Source organism: Chloroherpetonaceae bacterium (assembly GCA_033763895.1).
GTDB lineage: Bacteria > Bacteroidota > Chlorobiia > Chlorobiales > Thermochlorobacteraceae > JANRJQ01.
In genome coordinates this window covers 135,685-152,864 of record JANRJQ010000008.1, presented here as the reverse complement: position 1 = coordinate 152,864, position 17,180 = coordinate 135,685, and the positions used below count along the sequence as shown (strand labels likewise).

13 protein-coding genes are annotated in these 17,180 nt (G+C 40.3%); 7 read left to right on the top strand and 6 right to left on the bottom strand.

Annotation, left to right across the window (positions count from 1 at the left end; genetic code table 11):
• Positions 1-242 precede the first annotated feature (242 nt).
• The 3 genes from SFU91_07910 (at position 243) to SFU91_07900 (ending at position 4,468) form a co-directional block, all read left to right on the top strand.
• A complete protein-coding gene (locus tag SFU91_07910) occupies positions 243-401 on the top strand; it encodes a hypothetical protein (GenBank protein ID MDX2128944.1) in 159 nt (52 codons plus the stop codon).
• A 1,287-nt stretch (positions 402-1,688) separates the two neighbouring features.
• The gene (locus tag SFU91_07905) at positions 1,689-3,500 is read left to right on the top strand and encodes a DNA methyltransferase (protein ID MDX2128943.1); all 1,812 of its coding nucleotides are present in this window, start codon (positions 1,689-1,691) and stop codon (positions 3,498-3,500) included.
• Positions 3,501-3,526: 26 nt separating this feature from the next.
• Positions 3,527-4,468, top strand: coding sequence for a type IIL restriction-modification enzyme MmeI (locus SFU91_07900; protein MDX2128942.1), 942 nt, complete (start codon positions 3,527-3,529; stop codon positions 4,466-4,468).
• A 154-nt stretch (positions 4,469-4,622) separates the two neighbouring features.
• Here SFU91_07900 and SFU91_07895 read toward each other — a convergent pair whose 3' ends face one another.
• On the bottom strand, positions 4,623-5,519 hold the full coding sequence (locus tag SFU91_07895; GenBank protein ID MDX2128941.1) for a hypothetical protein: 897 nt from the start codon (positions 5,517-5,519) through the stop codon (positions 4,623-4,625).
• Between the two features lie 74 nt (positions 5,520-5,593).
• Here SFU91_07895 and SFU91_07890 point away from each other — a divergent pair, with 74 nt between their 5' ends.
• Entirely contained in the window at positions 5,594-5,731 is a 138-nt protein-coding gene (locus SFU91_07890) for a hypothetical protein (protein MDX2128940.1), read from the top strand.
• A 60-nt stretch (positions 5,732-5,791) separates the two neighbouring features.
• Here SFU91_07890 and SFU91_07885 read toward each other — a convergent pair whose 3' ends face one another.
• The 5 genes from SFU91_07885 to SFU91_07865 form a co-directional block, all read right to left on the bottom strand.
• The gene (locus SFU91_07885) at positions 5,792-6,643 is read right to left on the bottom strand and encodes a hypothetical protein (GenBank protein ID MDX2128939.1); all 852 of its coding nucleotides are present in this window, start codon (positions 6,641-6,643) and stop codon (positions 5,792-5,794) included.
• A gap of 155 nt (positions 6,644-6,798) precedes the next feature.
• The gene (locus SFU91_07880; protein MDX2128938.1) at positions 6,799-8,856 is read right to left on the bottom strand and encodes a hypothetical protein; all 2,058 of its coding nucleotides are present in this window, start codon (positions 8,854-8,856) and stop codon (positions 6,799-6,801) included.
• Complete coding sequence (locus SFU91_07875) at positions 8,856-11,216, bottom strand: hypothetical protein (GenBank protein MDX2128937.1); 2,361 nt, start codon at positions 11,214-11,216, stop codon at positions 8,856-8,858. Before SFU91_07875 ends, SFU91_07880 begins: the two co-directional genes overlap by 1 nt.
• Positions 11,217-11,241: 25 nt before the next feature.
• Entirely contained in the window at positions 11,242-12,846 is a 1,605-nt protein-coding gene (locus SFU91_07870) for a BatA domain-containing protein (protein MDX2128936.1), read from the bottom strand.
• Positions 12,847-12,909: 63 nt separating this feature from the next.
• Complete coding sequence (locus tag SFU91_07865; protein MDX2128935.1) at positions 12,910-14,286, bottom strand: acyclic terpene utilization AtuA family protein; 1,377 nt, start codon at positions 14,284-14,286, stop codon at positions 12,910-12,912.
• 277 nt (positions 14,287-14,563) lie between these two features.
• Here SFU91_07865 and asnS point away from each other — a divergent pair, with 277 nt between their 5' ends.
• From asnS to SFU91_07850, 3 genes are read left to right on the top strand one after another with little or no spacing between them, the layout of a single operon-like run.
• Positions 14,564-15,904 (top strand): asparagine--tRNA ligase, encoded by a 1,341-nt coding sequence (gene asnS, locus SFU91_07860; GenBank protein ID MDX2128934.1) that lies wholly within the window; start codon positions 14,564-14,566, stop codon positions 15,902-15,904.
• Positions 15,905-15,934: 30 nt separating this feature from the next.
• A complete protein-coding gene (locus SFU91_07855; protein MDX2128933.1) occupies positions 15,935-16,345 on the top strand; it encodes a co-chaperone GroES family protein in 411 nt (136 codons plus the stop codon).
• Between the two features lie 17 nt (positions 16,346-16,362).
• Entirely contained in the window at positions 16,363-17,175 is an 813-nt protein-coding gene (locus SFU91_07850; protein MDX2128932.1) for an Rpn family recombination-promoting nuclease/putative transposase, read from the top strand.
• Positions 17,176-17,180: the final 5 nt, after the last annotated feature.

The window sequence follows — 17,180 nt, the reverse complement described above, 5'->3', positions numbered from 1 at the left end:
TTTAAGTGTTTAATCGCATCCTTTTTTCTTGACCAATAAGTTTCATTGATTTCACTTCCATTAAGTGTGTAAGCAAACCAACCGCCACATTCCGCTTTTTCTATATCACCAACTAAGCGGCCATTCTCATATACGAAAACTCTCATCGCGCACCTCCCATCAGTTTTGATGCAATCCGGGTTCTTAAGGCTGTATCGCGAATCAAACATACATCACTCATAATATCAAGCATCCTCTCCGGAGTGAGTCGGTTATGCTTCGGCTTTGATACAATTACGCCCTCTCCAAGCGAGCCTATCGCGCTCGCTGAATTGGAGAGGGTTGGGGTGAGGTCAAAACTTCCACAAGCTCCTGAGCCCTATTGTCAATACAAACTGTATTCTCTGAATATTATTGATTAAAACATAAAACTGAATGTATTCTAAATCAATTGGATATGCTTATGAATCGTTATTATGGCTTTAATAAGAAAGAAACCCAAATGAGGTAAGTTAAAAAGCATTTGTGGGAAGAGTGCTCGCTGGTAGTGAAACCTTACATTTGCGCGGGGAATTTGAAGATGGAAGAGTGTCTGAGGTATTAAAAAGAAGTTTGTGTAGGAGAATTAAAACAATCCTTGAAAGCAATTAGAACATTCGATTGATTTTTTTGTATTCCTCCGGATCAGAGTCTTTAAAGTATTTGAATGTTGTTAAGAAAATCTTATAGAAAACATAAAGGGCGCCTACTACACAACCAAGAATTGAAATGCCAACCGCTGCAAAAGGTGCTACTATGCAGCAGAATAAAAAAAAGAAACAAAAAATTGCGATTAAAGCCTGAAATGAATTATCCTTCATAAAGGAAGCTAAAATTAGAATTGGGATAGATTAAAATCCTTTAGTGAGCGTATCTTTCTAAATAATTTAGTAAACTTTTTGATGATTTGTAAACAAAACTCTTCTTGTTATAATAGGTTCTGTATTAAAAAAAATCAGATATTAAAAGTGTATCAAAGATAAATTTGGCGGCTTCCTCTGCTACAAAAGCTATTGCGATTTCCATCTTTCATCAACATTACCAAGGGCTGTTTCAAATTCTCGTGTGTATTTGTGAGTAAGTCGTATCTTCAAGAAAATTCGTAGAATCCTTATGTTTGGTTTGCTTGCACTTATTTTCGTTTTCATCCTTATTGGCGGGTTATTCAAGATTTTCTACGATTTGGCGATAGAAGAATTTTCTAAAATGTCAATTCAAGAACTTCTTCCTCTTGGCATTCTGGTACTGTTTTTTATTTGTGTATCCGCCATTGGATTGTTTTAGGTAAAGAATGAATAAACAATTCAATTCTTTCGTTCAATCATCTTGCTGCTTGGTATTCTTTTTCCAATGGGAATGACTTTTATTTCGATGGGCTTTATTACCCTTGCCCCTTTTCTTCTTGGTTGTTACGGTCTCTTTAAAATCATTAAGTTCGTTGAAAGAAGGTTTAATGAAATGCTTAGTTAAGCGATTGAACCCGAATCTCTCTTTTCTTCTCTTCAATCAGTTAAATCTCGTGTAATTAAATAAGATTGAAATGATGAATTCATTACACGATGTAAATGATTGATTGCACTTTAATCACAGCTTTTGATATACTCAAGCCTTCTCGAGTATCTTTGCTGTTAATCAAAAAACGACAATCCCATTAACCCGCGAAACCAAGTATGCCGTTAAGTTGGAACGAGATAAAAGAGCGTGCCATAGCCTTCTCCAAAGAATGGGAAAATGCCGAAAGTGAACAAAGCGACGCCCAGCCGTTTTTGATTGACTTTTTTAATGTTTTTGGCATCAGCCGAAAACGCGTTGCAACTTTTGAGAGAAAAGTGAAAACTTTGGGCAACGCCGAAGGCTACATCGATTTGCTTTGGCGTGGGATGATACTCATTGAAATGAAAAGCCGTGGGAAAAATCTTGATAAAGCCTATGAACAAGCAAAGGAATATCTTCACGGACTTAGTGACTTTGAACTCCCCAAACTTATTCTCGTCTCCGATTTCGAACGCTTCCGACTGCACGACTTAGAAAACTACTCCTTCCAAGAATTTCATCTGCGCGATTTCGTTCATAATGTCCAAGCATTTGGCCTCCTCTTGGGCTATCAGAAAAAAGTTTATAAAGAGCAAGACCCCGCCAATATTAAAGCCGCGGAATTGATGGGCAAACTCCACGACAGGTTGGAGGAAATTGGCTACACCGGTCACCCGCTTGAATTGTACTTAGTCCGTCTTCTCTTTTGCCTTTTCGCAGAAGACACCACCATTTTCAATAAATGCCAGTTTCAAGATTTTATTGAAGAACGCACCAACCCCGATGGCAGCGACCTTGCCGCTAAACTCCAAGAGCTTTTTCAAGTGCTGAATACGCCAACGGAAAACCGATTTAAAAATCTTGATGAACAGCTTGCAGAATTCCCCTATGTAAACGGTCGGCTTTTTGAAGAAAATTTGCCCACCGCCAGTTTTGATAGCAAAATGCGAACCGCGCTGCTCAATTGCTGCTACCTTGATTGGAGCAAAATTTCACCCTCCATCTTCGGTTCAATGTTCCAAAGTGTTATGAACCCCGAAGAACGCCGCAATTTGGGCGCACACTACACCAGCGAAACCAATATTCTCAAACTCATTAAACCGCTTTTTTTGGATGAACTTTGGGAGGAATTTGAAAAGGCAAAAGGCAACGCCGCTAAACTGAAAGAATTTCATAAAAAACTGAAATCACTTCGGTTTTTAGACCCCGCCTGCGGGTGCGGCAATTTTTTGGTGATTACCTACCGAGAACTCCGCTTGCTTGAACTCGAAATTCTGCGGGCGCTCTATAAAAACGGCCTCTTTACCTCCATTAATGAAATTATTTGGCTCGATGTCGATCAGTTCTATGGCATTGAAATAGAAGAATTTCCGGCGCGGATTGCCGAAGTAGCAATGTGGCTAATCGACCACCAAATGAATATGATAATTAGCAATGAATTTGGCCAATACTTTGCACGGCTTCCGCTGAAAAAATCCGCAAAAATTGTTCACGGTGATGCACTTGAAATGGACTGGGAAACCCTTATCCCTAAAAATGATCTTTCCTACATCATTGGAAATCCACCGTTTAGCGGTTCTAAAATAATGGCGCAAAAACAGCGAGACCAAATTACTCGCCTTTTTGATGAAATTGAAGGGAGTGGCGTTTTGGATTTTGTAACTGGTTGGTATGTAAAAGCAGCGCGTTTAATTCAAAATTCAACGGTGAAAGTGGCGTTTGTTTCTACAAATTCGATTGTACAAGGCGAACAGGTGGGAATTTTATGGAGAGTTTTGCTTCAAAAATATAAAATAAAAATTCACTTTGCTCACCGCACCTTTAAGTGGAGCAACGAAGCCAAAGGAAAAGCCGCCGTTTATTGCGTTATTATAGGTTTTGCAAATTTTGATACACTAAACAAAGATATTTTGATTATGAAGACATTAAAGGGGAACCTCACAAGATAAAAGTAAAAAATATAAATCCATATTTAGTGGATGCAAAGGATATAATCATAACAAAAAAAAGAAAACCGATTTGCAATATTATAGAAATTTCTTTTGGTAGTATGCCTAATGATGGCGGTAATTTTCTTTTTACTGATGAAGAAAAAAATATTTTTATAAGTAAAGAACCAGCTTCAAAAAAATTATTTAGACCACTGATTAGTGCATACGAGTTCTTAAATGGTGAAAAAAGGTGGTGTTTGTGGCTTAAAGATATTGAACCTCGATTACTAAATGATTTAGAACTTATCAATGAAAGAATTGAAAACGTTAGAAAACATCGTTCAAGAAGTTCGCGAAAATCTACCCAAAAACTTGCCCAATTTCCATCACTTTTTGGAGAAAATAGACAACCAGAAAATGAATATGTATTAATACCTAGGCACTCATCTGAAAATAGAAAATATATTCCGATGGGTTTTTTTGATAAGAATTCGATAGTTAGCGATAGTTGTTTATACATTGAAGGAGCTACACATTTTCATTTTGGTGTTTTGATGTCAAATCTTCACATGTCTTGGGTGAAATACATTTGTGGTAGGATAAAAAGTGATTATCGCTATTCAAATGAATTAGTTTACAACAACTTCCCGTGGCCGGAGAATCCGAGTGAGAAGCAAGTGAAAGCGATTGAAGACGCGGCGCAGAAGGTAATGGAGGCGCGTGCAGCATTTCCGCAAAGTTCATTAGCCGTTTTATATGACCCGCTCACAATGCCGCCACAATTGGTAAAAGCGCATCAGGAATTGGATAAGGCGGTGGATTTGGCTTACCGTCCGCAGCCCTTTACGAGCGATGCGAATCGGATGGAGTTTTTATTCAGCCTTTACGAGAAATACACCGCCGAGCTTTTCACGGAAGAGAAAAGCGGTAAAAGCGGTAAAAGCGGGAAGAGGAAGGGAAGCGCAAAGAATGAATCTCTTGAATAATCACTTTATCTCCTAAGCAAACGTGAGATTTCACACTTCGCGTTGATTCGTTCAAAATGACAATGATGTAAGATTATGAGCGGAAGTTTCAAGAGGCTCAACCACCATTTTTTTATTATGTGTCTCAGGAAATCAGGAGTGACAATAAAGAGAACTACTTGAAATCTAAAGTGAGTTGGGCAGGTGGAATGTTTTCCTCAACCTTAAGAACTTGATAGTCTGTTTTAATTCCTTCAGTGGTGTTATAAACAATGATTCTCATTTGAACTTTGAGAATCGTACCCATTGAAAATATCTCACGATTTGATTTAATTCGGTTAACAAAAGCTTCATCGTGAATCGAGACTGAAAAAGTGCTGCTTCCATCGGTTAGACGCCATTTATTATCGTCCTTAAATGCAAGTGAAACAATAGACAAATACTTAACTTCTATTTTATCACTAATGATGATTTCTTCACTTTTTGTTGACACTTGAAATGCTGGGAGGTCTTCCTTTTTTGCTTCAAAAATAATCTCCTCCTTTCCAATAATTTTTATTTCATCAATCCCTTTATTCTCTAAAGGCTTAAATACCTTCTCTGCGGCCTTTCTGACGGCAATATTTTGGTATAACCGATCTGCTCCATTTTTTACCTCAATTACTCTTCCATCATCAAACTCCAACCTAACCTTACTTCCATTATCGATTTCTATCGTTGTTTTCGGTTTTTGGTTTTTTCCAAATTTGATTAGAGCAAGAAGACCATCTTTTGCATTAATTCCTAAAAGACCTAAAAGAGAGATGATAAATTGTCCATCCTTGGAGGAGAAAAACTCGATTATGGATTTTAAAACATCATTTACAGACAAATCAATGATAAACGACCCTTTGCTAAATGCTTTAACATTAAGATTATAGGTTGTGTTTGAATGAGGATCAATTGCATGACTGGCTTCATTAATGAGTTCATTTAAAGCCAAGAGTGCGGGCGCAAGTTCAGAAACACTGATTTCTGAGTTTATGACAGAAGAACCTTCAAAGTAAATTCTAAATTCGTTTTCTTGAGCCATAGTTGATATCGGGTTTAAATCAAATATACTATAAATTTATAGCTTCAAAATTGAAACGAATCCTTTAAGAAATTATGATAAATCTCTCACTCCGCTTTGCCTCGTTCGAAAAGACGGTTCGGGTAGCCTACGGGCGGTGGTTTCGACAGGCTCAACCACCCCTTTTTTTCTTGCCAGACTCCGGACAAGCCGGAGTGACAAGAGGGGCGTGAAAGCTTGAGATTTCTCAATACATGTCGCTTCGTTCGAAATGACGATGGGGTTAACGCGATTTATTCTCTTTCCGAGAGGCGATTCTCTCTCACAACTTTTCCGCCCTCGATGCGAAAGACCCGCCACACAGTGCCCGTGCCTTCGCGTGGGATTTCAATCACATCCAATAGTTTTCCATCGCCATAGACTTTGACGGTTGCTTTTGATTTGGTGAGTTTTGTTGAACCGGAAGCCGTTCGATAGGTATAGTCATGCACATAATATTCATAAACGCTTCGCAGCGAGGCCTCGGCAACGGTAATGGTTTCGGGGCCGTAGCCATCCATATCGTCGCGGTCAAGTTGACCTTGTCCATCGGCAAGGGTTCGCGTATTGCGGTAGGAAAGATGATAGCCGCCACGTTTTTTGAAATGCGCATCAAGGTCGCGAGGTTCGGCATCCCAATCGAGCACGACGCGAATTTGTTTGATATTCATTTTAGGTGATACCGAAATTCGGTTGAAGAAGATTGTTCCGGCAACGATTTCAATTTTAAGATCGGTTTCGATGTAGCCCTCTTTGCGAAATGAAACAGCGTAGTAGCCATCTTCTTCAGGTATGGGAAATTGCACTTTGCCTTCAAAATCTGTGGTGTACTTCCCAATGCCTTTGATTTCGACTTCACCATCCTTCACCGGATTCCCATTGAGAGCGTCATTAAATCGCAACGTGAGAACATCTTTATCCGCTTCATCAAAATTATCCTTCATCCGATCTTTGGCATTTTGATTGAACTTCGGGTCTTGCGCTGAGGCAAGTTCGCAAAAGAAAAGGAGTGTAATGGCAAGGAGAAGTATAGTGTATGCGCCTCTATTAATTTGGAGACCAAGTGGAAAGGAAAGGCTAAGCTCCTTAAAGCAAATCAGTTTCATAAATAAAATTAGTTCTGTTTTAACAAGTCGACGAGTAGCTTAGAGAAGGTCAGGTTCTATTGAAAAGATAGTGACCCGTTTTGAATTAAGAAAGAGCCACCTTTTTACGCGACAAGCGTGAAGGGGTTTCTAAAAATAATGAGTTGTGAGCGGCGTCAAGAGCGAAGCTTGTCTTCAAGCCATAAATAAGAGAGCGAAAGCAATAGCAAAAATGCCTGCAAAAGTTGGAGGGATTTCCATTGCACAAGATTAAATGGCTGATCAAGCATATTCGAATCTAAACTCTTGGAACTTGTATTAAACGACTTTGATTGATTGCGCCAGATGATGAGTGAGGAGATGGTCGAATTGATATTCATTATTGAATTCGCTATTTCCCAATTCTGCTGGGGATAGACGAAAAAATCAAATTCCAATGGCTCGCTTTGCGCCTTTTCTACAAGGGTGGTTTGGATAGGGATTAAGCTATCAGTAAGTGGGACGATGCGATGCCATCCTTTTTGTGTTGGGTAAAGCGTTGCGTGGAATTCTGTAGGATTAAAAATCGACTGCCGAAAGTAAATCGTATCTCGAATACTCCCGTCGATTGAAGTGAAAAGGGCTTTTGGGATCTTTGAAGGTGCTTCAGAATAAGAGAGAGAAAAGTCGAATGGAAAAGATTCTGTTGCAAAAGGCGTGATGGAATTGAGGCTTACAGATGGCTTTGGTATCAAAGAGCGAAAAAGTGTTGCCCAAAACATATTGTAAATACGACCATTGCCGGAGCGAAGCCAAATATTTGTTTCTAGGGATGCAAGGGAGATGATAGACCCTTTGCCAAATGATTCAAAAATTGCAACAGGTCTTTTGCTTCCACCACCGTTGTCAATAGAAGCAAGTACTTGTTGAGAATAGGATGGATTTCGTTTAAGAAAATTCAGGGCTGGTTCGGGAAGAGTGGCGGCTTCGGGCTCGCCCAAAAGGTTGACAAAATACAGGTCGCGCTTGAATTCCTTATCGCCTGAAACTTCCTTAAACGGCAGTTGGAGTGAAGTTATAAACTGGAGTGATTGCGTTTGTAAGACCCGTGCAGATGTTGAATAGAGCATCAGCCCGAGGCCTTGATTTGAAATCGCGGATTGAAGCGCACGAAGCGAATTGGGCGATAAAAATGAGAGAAATGCCGGGTCTGTAATGAGCACATCCCACGCGGCGAAGTCGCCATATTGCTCCAATTTTTTCCCCGTTGACGGATTTATAGATTCCGTTCGCGTGCGTGCTTTGCTGAATTTTACATGTTCATAAATCTCATGCCCAAGTGAAGCCAAATGATTTTTTAGTGTGGTGAGTTCAAAAGTTGGCGTTTGATAAAGCATTAACACACGAAGTTTTCGTGGCGCCTTAACTTCTACATGAAGGGTTTCTGAACCGATCAATGTATTGCTTCGAAATGCTTGTAAGAAAAATGAATAATAACCTGAAACGGGGATTTGAAGAAAGGAACGAAACACGAAGCGATCATTCCCATTTGGGTTGAAGATGCTATCTCGCTTTCCTCCGGGATGCTCAATCGTGATGAGATCTGGCAGATCAGCATCATTCTGCAATCGAGCAGATTGCCAATAGCCGCAGAGTGTTGAAAGCTCCGACTGTATTATCGCTTGCGGAGAAGTAATAACAAAACCTGAGTTTCGGATAAAAGGATGAACATGAACGAAAGAAAAGGGTTCAAGTAGAGGAAGCTCATTGTTTAGCAGTCCGTTTCCAAAGAGAAACAGCGAATCAGTTAGATTTAATTGGCGGAGGACTTCTTCAATTCTATGTACTTGCCTAAAGTTTCCGGGCAATATTTCATTTTCAGACCCGTCATCGAAGTTTTGCGATCGTATAAGTACCGCACGTTGATTCGCGCCAAGTGAATCCGCAAAGCGAAGTGCCTCATCAAGCATTACTTTTTGGGAATCCGAAGAACCTTCGGGTAGAATGAGAAGAACGGTTGACCGAGAATTTGTTTTCGATTCAAATCCTGCACCTGAGCCAAGGAGAAAAATCATGACCGAAGCAATGAATGATGCCAAAAGTCGAAGTGGAAACCGAGGGTTTAAGCGCGTTCGCCATTCCTTAAAGACCATTACTCCAAACAATACAAGCGAAATGGTGAGCCAAAGTAATACCCAACCTTTCGCCTCACGAAAAACAAGTTGCTGAAGAAACGAAAAAGAATAACTTGCCATCAATTCACTCCCAGCTTGTCTCGCCTTAATAGCTCTTGATAGTGAACGCCAAATGGCGACGCCGATGAACCGGATTTTGCGATTGGTGAACGTGTTGCGGGAATGAGTTTCCATAGAATTTTTTCGGCTTCTGCAAATGCTTGCTCTGAGGGAATTACATGCGTGTGTAAAAGATCAAGCGTGAGCCGTAGTGATTTCAAGGCTGAAAGAAAAGCAAGCGGATTTTCAAGCGACTTTCGATTCACATAAACTGCAGCAAGTTCTAAAGCGTCAATCAAAGAATCAGGAGGTGTGGCATTAGAGCGGCGAAGGTAAGAAAACAATTGAAGCGACTCCGTTATAAACTTGAGCGAATCTCGATCGAAGCCGCGCCGCATAAACTTTGGATTTTGAATTTTATCCAATTCCCCCGTAAACCGCTTTTCTTCAGGCTTAAGCGGCGGCGATTCAAACCCTACGCGTTGCACATAGATGCGCGACTTTTGCTGGAGATCCTTGATAATTCTAAGTGCTTTGTATTCAAATGGTAAGGCTTTTTGAGGTTCATGCATTCGCAAATAAAGTTCGGCATTCCACATTTCTGCAAGTGCGGCTTTGAGTTGTGCCTTGATATCATCAGAGTAAAATGTGGCACCTTCTTCGGTATCGTGAATGTGTGCAAAGGCCATCATCAAATCTTCACTTGATTTTGGTTTTTCAGGCTCGCTTGATTGACTTGAAGCGGCATTATGCCCGCAGTTCTCGTCATGCACATGCTTCACAAATCGCATCAAAGGATGTTCCTTTGTTTTCGATGAATCTGCGGCAGCTTGCGCTTTAATTTTTGAAACCTCTTCATCAAGCGCCTCTTTACCAATAACGGATTCAAACTCTTCTCCTAAAAATTTTCCGTAGCGAAGTCTCAAAACCTTTTGATCAACGCCAATCTCTTCGGAGCGCTCTCCAAATGCCGAGGTGGGTTTTGATTTTCGGTCTTGAATCAATTTCTCTGTATCGATAATAATCTGCCGCTGACTTCGGAAGTACTCCGGTTTTACCTTTATCGAAAACTGTAAGCTTTCACTTTCATTTTGAATAGCGGTGTCGGTAATTGAGATGAAATAAATATCAGAGCGGGTTTTATGCGGGAATGGAATTCGATTATCGGTGGCTTCAATAAAGAAATACAATTCATCACCGGCACCCATCCCAAGAGATTTCAAGTTTAATGAAGTTCCGTATTGACTTCCTTCTTGTTTTGAAAATGGAAAGCGGCTTTCACGAAACTTTACATTTTCTCCTGTCCCTTTCGCAACTGTGGCTACAATCTCACTCTTTGAAATCCCATAATCATCAGTCAGGCTCGCTTGTATCTCAATATTTTGCAAAAAAGGTTGAGAAAAAAACTTGAATCCATCAATGGTTGTTCGTGCCTCTTTAGGCGAACTCACCAAAATAGTCGGTGGCGAATCCGGAGAAATCATTGCGGCGTAGAGTTCAGAACGCTCAAATCCATCACCATAATCGACATAAAGCGAGTAAATGGCATTTTCTCGAAGAGTCGCGAATTCTTCAAAGATAAGTGACTTTTCGGACGAAGGGTTCACGGGTTGAAGAGCAATTGTATCCCGAGAATTAAATACTAAAATCGATTTTTGAGGAACCCGTTGAAATGCAATTTGCCAATGAACCTTGGCACCTTCAACAGTAGTGAAATTGAAAGACGACCAAGTGGTATCGTGAAGGTTCGTGTACGGAGGAGGAGAAACCCGAACAACAATAGAAGAGACGCCCTTCGGGGCAATGGTCGAAATCCCCGAGGGGAGGGGCGTCGGACCTGACATCCGAAAATTGCTTTTTGGAAAAAGTAGTAGAAAAGCACTTAGTGCAACAGCTCCGAAAAAAAAGAACCGCGTTTTAAGCGTGACTGGCGGATGTAAGGATGAAAGTCCCTTTGTTGACATTAAATCGTGGAGTGATGCATTGACTTTCTGAACCTGAAGTCGCTCAAGTAGAGTAAGTGTTTGGGAATCCCTCAGGAAGAGATCAGAACTTTCTTCTGTTTCGTTGAAAAAACGGTTAAGATGCTTTGCCACATCCATTCGTGAAAGCGGGAAACGTTCATCAGCAATCAAAAACAATGCAAGAGAAATTGCGCTGATGAGAAGATATAGACCTAACTTTTGCCAAAACACAAAGTTAGAGTCAAGAAGAAAAAGCAAATAGACGACAAAACTTAAAGTCAATGCTTTGAAAACAAAACCCAAAAATTGCCGCCGTTGTTCATATCGAAAGTAGATATCGAAAGCTGAGCGAGTCATCCGTGTGGATGGATTCTCTTCGAAGGAGCGCTCTTTAATGATTGTCGTTTCACTGTTCATCGGTTTCTATAATTTCTTTTCTTCGTTACAATTCAATTGATACGGGCGTGCGTTTTACAAAATTTGTGAATTCAAAGCGAAAAGGTGAAAAACACCAAAATCGCTCGAAAATGATGCAGAGCGATAGAATCACCCAAAGAATTTTTTCGAGTGTATCGTTGAGTGGCTGTTTCTCTTTTACCAAGTTTGAACGCTCCTGACTAAAAATTGATTTAGGCAAAAGGCTTTGAGCCGTCATCATTGTTTGACTAGCCGCCAATTGAGAAGTCTTAAAATGAAGAGGGGTCGTAAAATATGAACGAAGGAAGCTTCCTATTCGCTCGGCGAATTCAGGTTGAAATGAAAAATAATTTTCAATTAAGGGAAAATTGATTCTTAAGTGAATTGAACCAAATTGATTTTGCTTAACCTCAATGAGGGATGTTCCATCAGTTGCTATCAGTAATGGAATAGAAGGTACTTGAAGAGTATTTTCACTATTAGGTTTCACATTTCGTATCACAAAATTTCTTTCTCCCAAAAGAAGACGAAATGTGTCAAGTTGAATAGATTCTTCATTACTCGACGTAGGCACAGTCAGGAATGCGGGTATGCATCCCTTAAGTGAATCTGAAATTAGAGAAGCGGATAACCAAAAAACCAATTGAAACTTTTCATTTTTCGAAAAAAACGAAACGTTGTTCATCCGTTCAATGCGATGCAATCTCCCGTAAAATGTGGCTTCTAATAGCATTTGAGCCAAAGCCGTTTCTTTAGAATATTCTTTATCAAATACAATTGCCGCACGAAGTGTATCAAGTGGAAAAGAAAAGCGTGCGGGTTGATTCGATTCGTTTGAAGCAAAAGCCAATCCAATTTCGTTCTTCTTGCCTTCTATATAAAAGGCGGAGAGATGAGATTTCGAAAAGGTTTGCGGATACTCATTTTCAATATCCCCAATTTTCAAAGAATGTGTAAGAACTTCTCCTTTACTGTTAGAAATAAACACTCTGAGGGTATCGGTATTTATTGGCTCAGCGCTAAGAAGTGAATAATCGTTACGTATTTCAAAAGGTTGAATCTCAATTGGGTTTGAGATTTCCGCAGCCTTTCCGTGAAGCTTCAACTGATTGGGAAGTAAAAGATAAAGCGGACGTCCGGGGAATTGCGCAGAGGCTTTTTCTAATAGTGACCAATAAGTATGCGCAAAAGGCTCAATTTCTTGACCTTTTGAAGTACCGAAGATTTCAAAATTGGTTTCAGGAAAGCCTTCCTGAAATTGCCGTAATTCATATCCATCTTTTTTCAGAGAATCAAGCGTGCGAATCAGATTTGAATTATCCTGTTCAATCACTCTGTTTCGAAGTGACGGATGAATTAAAGCAACGCGAGCAGAGGTGGAATCAGGTTGTAACAACGAATAATAATTTGATAAAAGAAAGATCAGAAGTGAAAGTATCAAGAGCCTGAGTATCAAAAGGGGTATTTGATTGAGAGAAAACGTTCTTAGCTTTGAAATGGGAATATCCTTTAGAAACTTCACACTCCCAACGAAGCGTGGCTTCACTTCATTTTGATTGAGAAAATGAATCGTTATGGTAGTGGCAATAAATGCCGAGAGCCAAAAAAAGAAAGGAAATAAAAACCCCATTACATTCGTTCAAAAAGGTTGAATAGAATCAAGTCGTTTCATCATTCAATTACTTCAATTCGATTAAATTTCTTGTACATCTGTTTTGGGTTCAATTTTATCTTTTTTCATGAGTGCTCCCCAATATGCAACAACTTCAGAGGGTTTTGGTCTTCCGCCTGCAAAACCGGTAACAGAAGGTGGACCCGTAAGAATGAGGGGCGCGATTTCATATCCAAACCTTTCAATTTTGGATTTATCACGATCATAAACGCCAATACGCATCTGCACTTCGTTCACCGCTTGAATATCTTCCAAATGATGATGACAAGCCGATGCCCCAATATATTCTGTTCGAATTTCTTCAAACTCAAGCCCTAAATTTTTCAGCCTTGCACGAAGGATTTCATCCGCTCGCTTTGCTTTTTTCAATGGCTCAGGGAAAGCGTAAGTGAGCGACCCAAATGTGTACCACCCATTTGAAAACGCAATCGAAACTTTATAAAACGGAGTTGCCGGTTTACCGGATATGCCATAAACCCTAACCCGATTTTCAGCAACATCTTGTAAATGAATACTAGTAAAATCAGCCACCACATCAGGTGTAATGTATTCGGTTGGGTTTCCGATTTCATACAAAAGTTGCTCTTTTAATACTGCACTCGATACAAGCCCTCCGGTGCCCGGATGCTTCGTTACAAAAAACTCGCCATTTGGATACATTTCAGCAATGGGAAAGCCAATGTTTTCAAGGTTTGGCACTGATTCCCAATCACCTAAAAAATTTCCACCGCTTGCTTGGCCACCGCATTCGAGCAAATGGCCTGCAACCGTTCCGGCAGCAAGCAAATTCCAATCATCTGATTTCCAACCAAATTCATACATCATTGGTGCGAGTGTTAGTCCGGTATCTGTGCAGCGGCCTGTAACAACAATATCGGCTCCCGCTTCAAGGCACTTTGCAATTGGTGCTGCACCGAAATACACATTCGCGCTTTGAACTTTACTGAGATAAGGTTCAAGCGCTTCCCCGTTATCCATATTATTAAAGGTTTCTCCGTTTTGAATTAAATCACTTATTGAAGCGGCGATATCATCGCCATACACCACACCAATTTTTAACCCTTTGATACCGTGCTTTTTTGCAATTGAAAAGATTTGATCGCGGCAAGCAAGCGGATTTACGCCGCCGGCATTTGAAATAACTTTGATCCCTTTTTCACGAAGCATTGGGAGAAGTTCCCCAATCACGATGGGGAAATCGCGAGCGTAACCAAGCGATGGGTCTTTTTGTCGCTGCTTTTGCATAATGCTCATCGTAACCTCGGCAAGGTAATCAAGCATCAAGTAGTGAACCGGGCTTTCAGAAGAGGCGAGTCGAATTTGGTCAAGTGGTGCGCGTTGAAGATCACCCCAAAAGCCTTGGCCTGAAGCGATGCGGATAAACGGTTTGCGTTTCATAAAGTGCAAAATCAAAGTCAGTTATAGGAACGGAATGAAATCTAAATAAAGTGAAGGAAAACCGCTCTTAAAAAGAAGTTCATTCGATTTGTTTGAAAATATTTTACAAACAATTTCGGAGTTGTAATATCAAAGAAAAGCAGAAAAAAAATTATAACTTTGCAACCTTTTTTCAGAAAAAAAAGTGTTGAAAAAGGGCGATAAAACCACTTAAAGGTTTTTAAAAAAGTACAATTAAATAAAGATCAATAAAACCTAAGCATATAGGAATACGTCAATGACAGAGCAAGTGTATATCTCTCATCTTAAAGATTATGTCGGTAAAGTGGTGACCATCAAAGGGTGGCTCTATAACATTCGCTCATCCGGAAAGCTTATGTTTCCGGAGTTTCGTGATGGTAGCGGGTTAGTGCAAGGGGTTGTGTCGAAGAAAGCGGTTACAGAAGAGGTGTGGAGCAATTTTGAAAAATTGACGCAGGAGAGTTCTGTGATTGTTACAGGGGAGGTTTCAAAGCATCCAAAATTGGAGAATGTTTATGAGGTGCAAGTATCGGGAGTTGAAATTGTGCAACTCGCTCACGAATACCCCATTACCCCGAAAGAACACGGTGTTGAATTTTTGGCTGATCGTCGGCACTTATGGCTTCGCTCAAAACGGCAGTGGGCAATTATGCGGGTTCGCCACGAAATCATCAATGCCATTCGCGACTTTTTCAATCAGCGCGATTTTACGCTTATTGATTCTCCAATCATTACTCCGAACGCAGCGGAAGGCACCACCACGCTTTTTGAAATGGATTACTTTGATTTAGGGAAGGCATACCTCACGCAATCGGGTCAATTGTATGGTGAGTCCTCTGCGATGGCGTTTGGAAAGGCACTTGTTTTTGGTCCCACATTCCGCGCAGAAAAATCAAAAACCCGCCGTCACCTTACCGAATTCTGGATGGTTGAACCTGAAATGGCGTATTACGACCTTGAAATGAATATGAATTTGGCGGAAGAATTTGTGGAGTATATCGCCGCGCGCGTCTTAGAAAATCGCCGCGAAGAACTTCAAATTTTGGAGCGCGATATTTCCAAGCTTGAGAAAATTAAACGGCCATTTCATCGCTTAAGCTATACTGAGGCGGTTGAATGGCTCAACAAGAATCAAGTTAAGCTCATTAAGAAAAATGAAGACGGTACCGAAAGCCAACACGATTTCCCTTGGGGTGAAGATTTTGGCGCACCGCAAGAAGAAGCCATTATGAAGCAGTTTGATAAGCCTTGTATCATACACCGATATCCCACCGATGTAAAAGCTTTTTATATGAAACGTGATTCCGAAAATCCCAAAGTTGTGTTGGCAATGGATATGCTTGCGCCCGAGGGATTTGGAGAAATAATTGGAGGCTCTCAGCGTGAAGACAGTTATGAATTGCTGCTTGAGCGGATTCGCCACGAGAAACTTCCGGAGGATGTTTTTAGTTGGTATCTCGATCTTCGCAAATATGGCAGTGTGCCTCACGCAGGTTTCGGGCTTGGGCTTGAGCGCACGGTTGCTTGGATGTGCGGATTGGAACATATTCGAGAAACATCGCCGTATCCAAGAATGATTTACCGAAATACGCCGTAGTGGTTTTGTCAAATGAAACTCTGAAAATGAATGAAACCTATTGAAATGATAAAAGAAACCAGTGACATTAGCCGCTTTATTATCGTCGGTGATCGGGTTCTATTGCGACCAAAAGCGCCGGATTCTCAAACTCGTTCAGGCTTGTTCCTGCCTCCGGGAGTTCAAGAAAAAGAAAAAGTATTCAGTGGGTATGTCATTAAAACCGGTCCCGGCTATGCCGTAGCTCCACCCGTAGAGGCAGATGAACCTTGGAAAGAGCCGTCCAAAAAGCCACAGTACATTCCACTTCAAGCGCAAGTTGGCGATTTGGCCATTTATCTTCAGGGTCAATCGACGGAAATCGAGTACAATTCGGAGAAGTATATTATCGTTCCTCATCATGCCATTTTATTGCTCATTCGAGAAACGCCGGAGGATATCATCAAAAAAATTCTGGATTAACGCTCCAAGAGATTGCGATGAAAACGGATAAGCTCATTTATTTTTTGTTTCAAGAAGCCCCTGAAAGTTTTTTTGATTTGATTGGTCAATCGCCTGAAGTCGCAACGAAATACGCATTTAAATCTGTTGAAATTAAAGAAACCGCTTTGCGAATCGATGCAGTTTTTGAACCAAAATTAAAGGACGACCCAATCTATTTTGTTGAGGCTCAATTTCATAAGGATGAAAAATTTTATGCGAGATTTTTTGCAGAAATTTTTCTCTTTCTTAGGCAAAATCCATTTCAGAAGTGGAAGGGAATTGTGATTTACCCGAAGAAAAATGTTGAGCAAAAAGAATTTGAAGCATATAAAGTGTTGTTAGAAACAACACATTTTGAAAGGATTTATTTAGAAGATATTTTTAGTGAAGAGGACGAAGTAAAAAACTTTAATCCGAAAGACTTTTTCCAAATGATGATTCAATCAGAAGGTAAGGCTGCGGAAATCGCTAGAAATGTTTCGAAACAAGAACCTAAATTTCTTGATATTGCAATCCGAATTATTGTTAATAAACTCAAAGACAAAACGGTGGAGGAAATAATGGACTATTTAGAAGAAATTGATCAAGATATTCTGGAGAATACCGTCGCCGGTCGGCAAATTGTTGAACGAATTCGCAAGAAAGCTGAAGCGGATGGATTGAAGGCGGGCATGCAACAAGGCATGCAACAAGTCAAAAGAGATGCTGTTCCAAATCTTTTAAGGCTAGGATTAACTCCCGAACAAATTTCAGGCGCGTTGAATATTTCAATTGATGAAGTCAAAAAAATATCATCAAAAAATTCTTAAAATTT